Raw genomic sequence first — 8,601 nt, 5'->3', positions numbered from 1 at the left:
CGTCCAACTCCACCGCATCGCCCCAACAACGACCGGCGAGGACGCTCCATTTCGAGGTTTTTCAGCAGACTGCTAGAGGCTGTTAGGAACTGATTAACCATAGATGTTGAGGTTTGCGGGATGTCAATTCCCCGCGAGCCTTATCCCTCTGACGTTTCCGATGACGAGTGGGCGCTTGTTGCGCCCTATTTGACACTTTTGCCCGAGGCCGCCTCGCAGCGGACGCACGCGCTTCGCGAGATGTTCAACGGCCTGCGCTACATCGTGAAGACCGGCGCGCCCTGGCGCTGGATGCCGAACGATTTGCCGCCGTGGGAGATCGTTTATCAACAGGCGCAGCGGTGGTTGCGCACAGGTTGTTTTGAGGCCCTGGCCGAGGATCTGCGCGTCATCCTGCGCCTTGCGGCTGGACGACCCGCGCAGCCGACCGCCGCCATCATCGACAGTCGAACTTTGCGCTCGACGCCCGAGAGTGGCGCCCGCGGCGCCTACGACGGAGCCAAACGCAAGAAAGGTTCGAAACTGCATCTGGCCGTCGATACGCTCGGCCATCTTCTGGCGCTGCATGTTACGCCCGCCAACGCCGACGATCGCGCCGAGATCGGCCGGATCGCCAAGGCGATTCAGGCAGAGACTGGTCAGAGCGTCGAAGTCGCCTTCGTTGACCAGGGCTACACAGGCGACAAGCCTGCAGCGGCGGCTGCAGAACACGGCATTGCCCTTGAGGTCATAAAGCTGTCGGAGGCCAAACGAGGCTTCGTGCTGCTCCCAAGACGATGGGTCGTCGAGCGATCCTTCGCGTGGGCCACACGCTTCCGAAGACTTGTCAAAGATTACGAGCGATGCGCTCAGACCCTTGCCGACCTCCACCTCATCGCCTTCGCATGCATCATGCTCAAAAACGTCGCTAAACTCGCTGCTGGTTCCTAACAGCCTCTAGTGTAATCCCGATAAAGTACGGTGTATGTAACCTCGGTGACCGCATTTTGCGGGTGTCGTGGTTCAAACCACGCAAGCGCAAAAACGATCGCGTTGTGCGGCGGAACGACTATGCAGGGGAAGGCCGCTACCACGGCAAAGCATATCGCCGAACCCGATCTGCAACGTGCGCAAAATTGAAGGCCGATAAAGCGTTCGGCTACTGATAAGGCGGTGAGAAATATGTCGCGGGAAGATGAGCAATTCTAACGGACGAAAGATGCGCGGCTGCTCCTATCTTGCAGTGAGCTCGTTTTTTAGAAGCTCAAAGAAATGGCGAAGGAAATGCGCAATTTGGGATTTTCGCATCACCACCGAACTTTCGGCACTGTTCTTGAAACGGGCCATCACCTCGATCGATCAATGCCCGCTGCGCGAGAGCCTTTAGTGAGAGATGGTAGCGCTGACAGATTGCAACCCGGACTTGCCCCTACCAGGACAAGGAGGCGACAGCATGCTTTGTGTGTGGCACAAATTCTCGCAATCTGCGAGATGCCCGAGATGCCACAGCACAGGGAGCAAATAATGGCACTGAACGATGTTATTGGCGAACATGCCTTTGTATCCAAGGTAGATGTATCAGACTTGGATGTCAGCGCGGCCTTCTAAGGGAAGAAGCTCGGCTTAGTTCCAGACGAAAAATACAACACGCCACGCTAGAGCAGAAGGTCATTCGCGCAAAGTTCCGCATGCTGGAACTGGCCAAGCAGCTCGGCAACGTCAGCCAAGCCTGCCGGATGATGGGCTATAGCCGCGGCAGCACGGCGACATCGGACGTTGCCACCGCGAAGGTGATCCCGGAAAGGGTGGATGGTGCAGGCGCTGGTCATGACGTATCACAACGAAACGGATGGTCACGGGCGCAGGCATTTTTCGTCCGCAACAACAAAGACCACACACGGATCGACATTCAAAGGGCGCAAAGCGCGTAGGCAATCTGTTCCGGAGTTCGCGGGTGCCTGCGTTATGCTCGTCAGTACGCTCTCCGTTTCTGTCGCTCCGACAAACAACTCCCCCTATCAGGCGCCCGACGCTTTGGGGCGGGGCGCTTACGACGCTTGGGTCCGCAACGAGAGATCACTCAGAGGAGCGCATAATGACCGTCGATCACTTGGCAGCCGCACTTCAGTCAGCAGCGAGGCCGGCTTCGACAACCGACACCAAGGCAGGCGCGGCACCCGCCGATGTCCTGATCGTCGCGACAGTGTTGACGAGCACCGAGGCCATTCACCTCGTCGATCTGAACGGGGCGCAGTACGAGATTGCCGCCGGGGATGTAATCGACATTGAGTATCCGGCGCTCGGTCCGGTGGCCGCGGAGGCGCCTCCTCCCGAGAGCGAGCAGCCGCCTGCGAAAGAACAGGTCGACACCGAGCCGACGGAGGAACGCGCTGACAAGGCGGCGTCGACGCAGGAGCCTCGATTGGCGTTCATCAAGATCAATCCGAATGCGGTTCTCACGCGGCGGATCGAGGTCCCTGCCGTTCTGGTCGCGGCGGCCGGCACCTGGCTCACCGTCGTTCCCAACACGGGTCAGGCGGCCTGAGCGGCCCGGACGTGCACTAAACCTATCCCCTGATTCAACGCGCGCAGGCGGACCGATCTGGTCACGTCTGCTGCTGAGAACGGGATGTCGCCATTGCGCGGCGTCCCGGCCGCAGGTCGAGAGAGAAGAGATCGGACTGTCCGTGAGCAGAAGTGTCGTGAGCAGAAAAATCGAGAGTTGACCGTTCGTCGGTAGTGGACGTTTCGTGAGCGAAAGTGTCGAGAGTTGAACTCCCCAGAGTAACCGAGCAAGCGCCAGCGCCCGAGGAAATGCCTATGAGCATTCGCGATTCGATCGTCGTCTGTATCGAAGAGATTTCATCCGAACGCGGATTCGACCATGCCAGCAACCTGTTTGAAAGCGGTGTCCTGACGTCGCTCGACGTGCTGTCGTTGGTGGCGTTTATCGAGGACACGTTCAGTTTGGAAATCACCGGCGACGAGATCGACATGGCTAGTTTCGGCACGGTCGATGGTCTGGTGAACCTGGTCATGACTCTTCAGGCGAACGCCGCTCACGGCGCAGCCGCCGCGCGTTCACATGGGTAGTCATCCCGGAATGATCCCGGTTCATGACATGTTGCGCCGAACTGCGCGCGACTACCCTGACAGGGAGGCGATAGCCTGGCATAGAGGCCGCATGACCTATACGGCGCTGAACCAGGCGTCGAACCGAATCGCCGCCTTTCTTGCCCGGGCTGGCGTCGAACGCGGCATGCGCGTCGCGATCTATTCAGCGAAATGCGTTGAGGAGGTTGCTGTGATCTTCGCAGTCATGAAGGTCGGCGCGGTCCTGGTCCATGTCAACCCGGCGTTCCGCGACGACAAGCTCGGTCATGTGCTCGCGGAATGCGAACCCGCCGCCTTCTTCTTTCATTCGAGCAAGCGCGTGGCGGTCGAGCGCGCCGCCCGCGTCTCGGCGCTGCCGCCGCTGCTGATCAGGCTCGGCGCGGACGACCCGGTGACGGCCGGCGATCCGGACGCGGTTTGCGTCGCGGCGATCGAGCTCTCAACGATCATGCATGACCTCGTTCCCGACGACCCGACCTTCGCTGGTGTTCCCAGCGCCGCGGACGACCTCGCGGCGATCATCTACACCTCTGGCACCACGGCGTCCGCAAAGGGCATCATGGTCACCCACGGGATCCTGTCGGAGGCGACGCTGGTGTCTGCGCAGCTGCTCGGCAACGTCGCCGACGACCGCCTGATCAGCTTGACGCCGTTCTCCTTCGACGGTGCATTGAGCCAGCTTTTCACCATGACGTCGGTCGGCGGGACGCTGGTTCTGCAGGACTCGTTGTTTCCGAAGGATGTGCTCGCGACGCTCATCGGCGAGCGGATCACCGGCGTTCATGCGGTTCCCTCGTTCTGGCGCATGATGCAAGACCGCTGCCCCGCCTTCGCGGACGCGGCGCTGCCTTGCCTGCGCTACCTGTCGTTGATCGGGGAGAGTTTTCCCGAGGCCGATCTGCTTCGGCTGAAGCGCACGCTGGCGTCGACAGATTTCTACATGATGTACGGCACCACCGAGGCGTTCCGATCGACCTGTCTTGCTCCGGCGGAGTTCTTTATCAAGTTCGGCTCGGCGGGCCGTCCGCTGCCCGGCGTGACCATCAGCATCGTCGACGAGCACGGAAAACCCTGTCCCGCAGGCACCGTCGGGGAGATCGTGCATGCGGGCGCGTTCGTGTCGCCCGGATACTGGAAACTTACGACGTCCACGACGTTCCGGGACGGTCGCGTCTACACCGGAGACCTCGGCGCACTTGATGCGGATGGCTATCTTCGCTTCGTCGGCCGCAAAGACACCATGGTCAAGCGGCTCGGTTATCAGCTCTATCCGGAAGACGTCGAGGCGTGCCTGCAAGCGCTCGACGGCGTTGCGGCGGCCGCGGTGACTTGCGGCCCGGACCCGAGCGGCGCGCAGGCGTTACGCGCCTTCATCGTGTGCCGACGCGGCGCGACACTCGGCGAGACCGCGGTGGCGCAGCACTGCCGCCGGCATTTGCCGTACTACATGGTTCCGGACGACATCGTCTTTGTCGACAACCTGCCGACGACGGGCAACGGCAAGATCGACCGCGGTCGCCTGAGGATGGAGCAGGTGTGATGCGTCGGTGCAACGTATGCGTCCTTCCCGAGACCTTCCCCGGAATCACCATCGACCAAGACGGCGTCTGCTCGCTGTGCAGCGAGTTCTCCGCCGCAGATGCGCCGGGTCCGTCCGCCCGCCTCACCGAGGCGCTGTCGGACATCATCGCGGAGGCCAAGCGACAGAACCATCGCTACGACGCCGTGGTGGCGTTCAGCGGCGGCAAGGATAGCTCCTACCTGCTGCATCTGCTGGCGTCGCGGCTCGGTCTCAGGCTGCTGGCGGTGACGTTCGACAACGGTTTCGTGTCGGCGGCCTGCCTCACCAACATGCGCAACGTGGTCTCCACCCTCGCGATCGACCACATCATCGTGCGGCACCGCCAGGATCATATGAATGCGCTCTTCCTGGAGAGCGCGCTGGCGCGGGTCTATCCGGATCACCTGACCAAGTTCGGCAGCAGCGTCTGCATCTCGTGCATCCGCATCGTCATCACCACGATGCTGCGCGTCGCGATCGAGAAAGGCATCCCGTTGGTGATGCTGGGCAATACACCCGGGCAGGTGCTCGCCTCGGATCAGGAGATGATCTTCAAGGACAACGTCATTCCCCATCCGCTGCGCCGGCAGTTGTTCGCGCGGCTGGCGGAGCGGACCGGGTCATGGGCGTACGATTATCTGATGCTGTCTGCCGACGAGTACAAGACCCGTCCGTTTCCGACGATTGTCAGTCCGCTGCCGATCGTAGGGTACGACGAGCATGAAATCTACCGCGTTCTCGCCGGGCTCGGCTGGTCCAAACCCACCGACGTCGATCCAAGCTCGACGAATTGCCGGCTGAACGCGTTCGGCATCATCCGGCACAAGAACCTGTATCGATTCCATCCCTATGATTACGAGATGAGCCGGCTCGTCAGGCTCGGCATCCTGTCCCGCGAGGCGGCGCTCGACAAACTGAACGATCCGACCGGCACCGTTATCGATCTCGCTTCGGAAATCGAAAGAGATCTGCTGTGCCGCTCCTGCGATAATTGCCGGCCGAGGGCTTAGCGATGTGCGGGATCTGCGGCGTTCTCGACATGCGCGAAGGGCCGGTTTCGCCGGAGGCGCTGGCACGGATGGCGGCGCAGCTCTCGCACCGTGGTCCCGATGACGCCGGCGTCCACATCGACGGCGCCGTCGGCTTCGGCCATCGACGGCTTTCGGTCATCGATCTCGCTGGCGGGCGTCAACCGCTCGGCAACGAGGACGGCACCGTCTGGGTCGCCTACAACGGTGAAATCTACAATTACCGCGAATTTCGGCCGTCGCTGCAGCGCAGGGGCCATCGCTTTGCCACCGATTGCGATACCGAGATCATCGTCCACGCATACGAGGAAGACGGGATCGACTGCGTCGCGCAACTCAACGGCATGTTCGCGCTGGCGCTCTGGGACCGCACCAAGCGGCTGCTCGTGCTGGCGCGCGACCGGCTCGGCATCAAGCCGCTCTACTATGGCGTGTTCGGCAACGTCTTCCTGTTTGCTTCCGAGATCAAGGCGATCCTGGCGCACCCGGCGGCCCGGAGCAAGGTCGATCACGACGGTGTCGCGGACTATCTGCTCTGCACGTCGCTGCTCGACGGCAGAACGATGTTCCGGGGGATCCGCTCGCTGCCGCCCGGCGGGATCCTTGCGCTGCAGGACGGCGAACTGCGGCTTCACATCTATTGGTCGATGCCGCGCGCGGCCGTGCGCCACGCCGGCACCTCGCTTGAGGAAAGCCGGGACGTGGTGCGCGGAATGCTCGACGCGGCCATCGGGGCGCAAGTGGTGAGCGACGTTCCGCTCGGCACGCTTCTGAGCGGCGGCCTTGATTCCAGCCTGGTCTCGGCGCTCGCCGCCAGACATGTCGGCGGGCAGCTCAAGACATTCGCGATGGGCTACGACCACGGCGACACGCTTCGGCACGACGACATTGACGGCCCCTACGCCGAGTTGGTGGCGCGCGCCTATCACACCGACCACACCGAATTTCTGTTTCGGTCGGACGAGTATCGCGACGTCATGAGCCGTGTCACCTGGCACGTCGAGAAGCCGGTCGACCTGACCGCGCCGTCATTGTTCCTGCTCTATCGCGAGGTCAAGCCGAACGTGACCGTGGTGATGTCGGGAGAGGGCGCCGATGAATTGTTCGCCGGCTACCATTTTTTTCTCGATGGCTGCGGCGCGGGCACGCCAGCCGAATTCCCGTGGGCGCCCTATCTCGACGAGGTCGCGGCGCTTCTCGATCCCGCCTTCGTGGCGCGAACGCGGTGCCGCGATCGGATCCAGACCACCTTGTCGGCGGAGATGGCCAGCTTCGAGAGCGACGATCCGCTCAACAAGCTGCTGTACCTGTTCCTGAAGTACTATCTGGTCGAGATGCTCGAACGTCTCGACAAGACCAGCATGGCGTGGGGCGTGGAATCGCGGGTGCCGTTCCTGGATCACCGCCTGGTCGAATATGTCCTCGACCTGCCGGCTTCGTACAAGGCGAAGCCGGACAGCAACAAAGTGGTGCTCCGGACGCTCGCTGCCGATCTGCTGCCCGCCGCCGTGGTGATGCGGCGGAAGCGGCCTGTTCCCATCCCGGTCGATCCGAAATCGATCTGGACCGAGCGCAATCGCGCCAACGCGCTGGTGCAGGCACCGGACTCCCGCATCGCCGGCTATTTCGACAGGACGAAGGTCGACGAATTCTTTCGCAAGAAGAACCAGTTCGCAGGCACCGACAACCTCGCGATCTTCAGGACCGCGCACGCCCTGGTCGCGCTCGATGCGTGGCACCGGGCCTTCGGGGTGGCGGCATGAGAAGCGCAGAGTCCGAAATCCTAACGAATGGAAGAGCCTTCGTCCAGCGGGTGGTGGCGCCGGGCGCAGCGACCGCCGACGAGCGCGAAGAGTTTCCGATCGATGTCTTTCGGGCGGTCGGGCGATTCGGCGTGTTCGGCGCGGGCTTTCCGAGCGACTATAACGGCCTCGCGCTCGGCTTCGCCGTCTATGCCGGGCTGATCCGGGAGATCGCGCAGGCCTGCGCCTCGACCGCGATGAGCGCCGTCGCGCACGCCACGCTGGCGGCGCTGCCGATTTTCCTCGGCGGCTCCGAGCGGCTCAAGCGACGGTTGCTCCCGGCTTTGATCGGCGGCGACGCCATCGGTGCCTTCGCCATGACCGAGGCCGGCAGTGGCTCCGACATCGCCGCGACCGCCACCACCGCGGCGGACGCCGGCGACCATTATCTTCTCAACGGCGCGAAGGTCTTCATCACCAACGCCAATGTCGCTGACGTGGCCGTGGTGGTGGCCAAGACGTCGCCGGCCGCCGGCATCCTCGGACTGAGCTTGTTTGCGGTCGAGAAAGGGATGCCGGGATTCCGGGCGACGGGGCGGCAGGAGCGAAAGCTCGGCATGCGGGCCTCCGACACCGGAGAACTCGTGTTCACCGAAGTCCGAGTACCCAGGGACAATTTGATCGGACGCCGGAACGGCGGCTTCGCGATCCTGCAACAGACATTGCCGGCGGCCCGGCTCGACATGGCTGCGATCGCAATCGGAATTTCCGAGCGGGCGCGCGATCTGTGCGTTGACCATGCGGTCGGCCGGCGGCAATTCGGCAAGCCGATCGGCCGCTTCCAGCTGGTGCAGCGGATGCTTGCCGACATGGAGACCAGTATCGACGCGGCCAGTCTGCTGCTCGCGCATGGCCTCGAACTACGCGATCGGGGGCTCCCGCTGGCCAAGGCGGCGTCGGAGGCGAAGCTCTTCGCCTCCGAGATGGCGGTCGAGATCACCCGCAACGCGATCCAGATACACGGCGCCTCCGGCTATTCCAGGGATCTGCCGCTGGAGCGCCTGTATCGCGACGCCAAGCTGACCGAGATCGGCGACGGCACATCGGAAATCCAGCGTCTGATCATTGCCGACGAAATGATCAAGGCGCGTTCGCCCCGGATTTCGGGGCGGTGAAG

8 protein-coding genes are annotated in these 8,601 nt (G+C 62.8%); all 8 read left to right on the top strand.

Annotated features, from left to right (window positions below):
* The first annotated feature begins 120 nt into the window (after positions 1-120).
* The 8 genes from AC5ZFO_RS44105 to AC5ZFO_RS44070 all read left to right on the top strand — a co-directional run bounded on the left by AC5ZFO_RS44105 (position 121) and on the right by AC5ZFO_RS44070 (position 8,599).
* The gene (locus AC5ZFO_RS44105; protein WP_496123809.1) at positions 121-930 is read left to right on the top strand and encodes an IS5 family transposase; all 810 of its coding nucleotides are present in this window, start codon (positions 121-123) and stop codon (positions 928-930) included.
* A gap of 737 nt (positions 931-1,667) precedes the next feature.
* On the top strand, positions 1,668-1,910 hold the full coding sequence (locus AC5ZFO_RS44100) for a hypothetical protein (protein WP_496123810.1): 243 nt from the start codon (positions 1,668-1,670) through the stop codon (positions 1,908-1,910).
* 164 nt (positions 1,911-2,074) lie between these two features.
* Positions 2,075-2,524, top strand: a complete 450-nt coding sequence (locus AC5ZFO_RS44095) for a hypothetical protein (RefSeq protein WP_165123025.1) — start codon at positions 2,075-2,077, stop codon at positions 2,522-2,524.
* Between the two features lie 275 nt (positions 2,525-2,799).
* Complete coding sequence (locus AC5ZFO_RS44090; protein ID WP_029084247.1) at positions 2,800-3,072, top strand: acyl carrier protein; 273 nt, start codon at positions 2,800-2,802, stop codon at positions 3,070-3,072.
* Positions 3,065-4,633 (top strand): class I adenylate-forming enzyme family protein, encoded by a 1,569-nt coding sequence (locus AC5ZFO_RS44085; protein WP_496123808.1) that lies wholly within the window; start codon positions 3,065-3,067, stop codon positions 4,631-4,633. Before AC5ZFO_RS44090 ends, AC5ZFO_RS44085 begins: the two co-directional genes overlap by 8 nt.
* Positions 4,633-5,664: an adenine nucleotide alpha hydrolase family protein gene (locus AC5ZFO_RS44080; RefSeq protein ID WP_496123807.1), complete on the top strand. Its 1,032-nt coding sequence runs from the start codon at positions 4,633-4,635 to the stop codon at positions 5,662-5,664. The genes AC5ZFO_RS44085 and AC5ZFO_RS44080 overlap by 1 nt, the downstream gene beginning before the upstream one ends.
* 2 nt (positions 5,665-5,666) lie before the next feature.
* Positions 5,667-7,445, top strand: coding sequence for an asparagine synthase (glutamine-hydrolyzing) (asnB, locus tag AC5ZFO_RS44075; RefSeq protein ID WP_496123806.1), 1,779 nt, complete (start codon positions 5,667-5,669; stop codon positions 7,443-7,445).
* Positions 7,442-8,599, top strand: a complete 1,158-nt coding sequence (locus AC5ZFO_RS44070; RefSeq protein ID WP_496123805.1) for an acyl-CoA dehydrogenase family protein — start codon at positions 7,442-7,444, stop codon at positions 8,597-8,599. The genes asnB and AC5ZFO_RS44070 overlap by 4 nt, the downstream gene beginning before the upstream one ends.
* Positions 8,600-8,601: the final 2 nt, after the last annotated feature.

The sequence above is a fragment of the Bradyrhizobium sp. Unk1 genome, from assembly GCF_059512345.1.
This window is presented reverse-complemented; position numbering and strand designations above follow the sequence as displayed.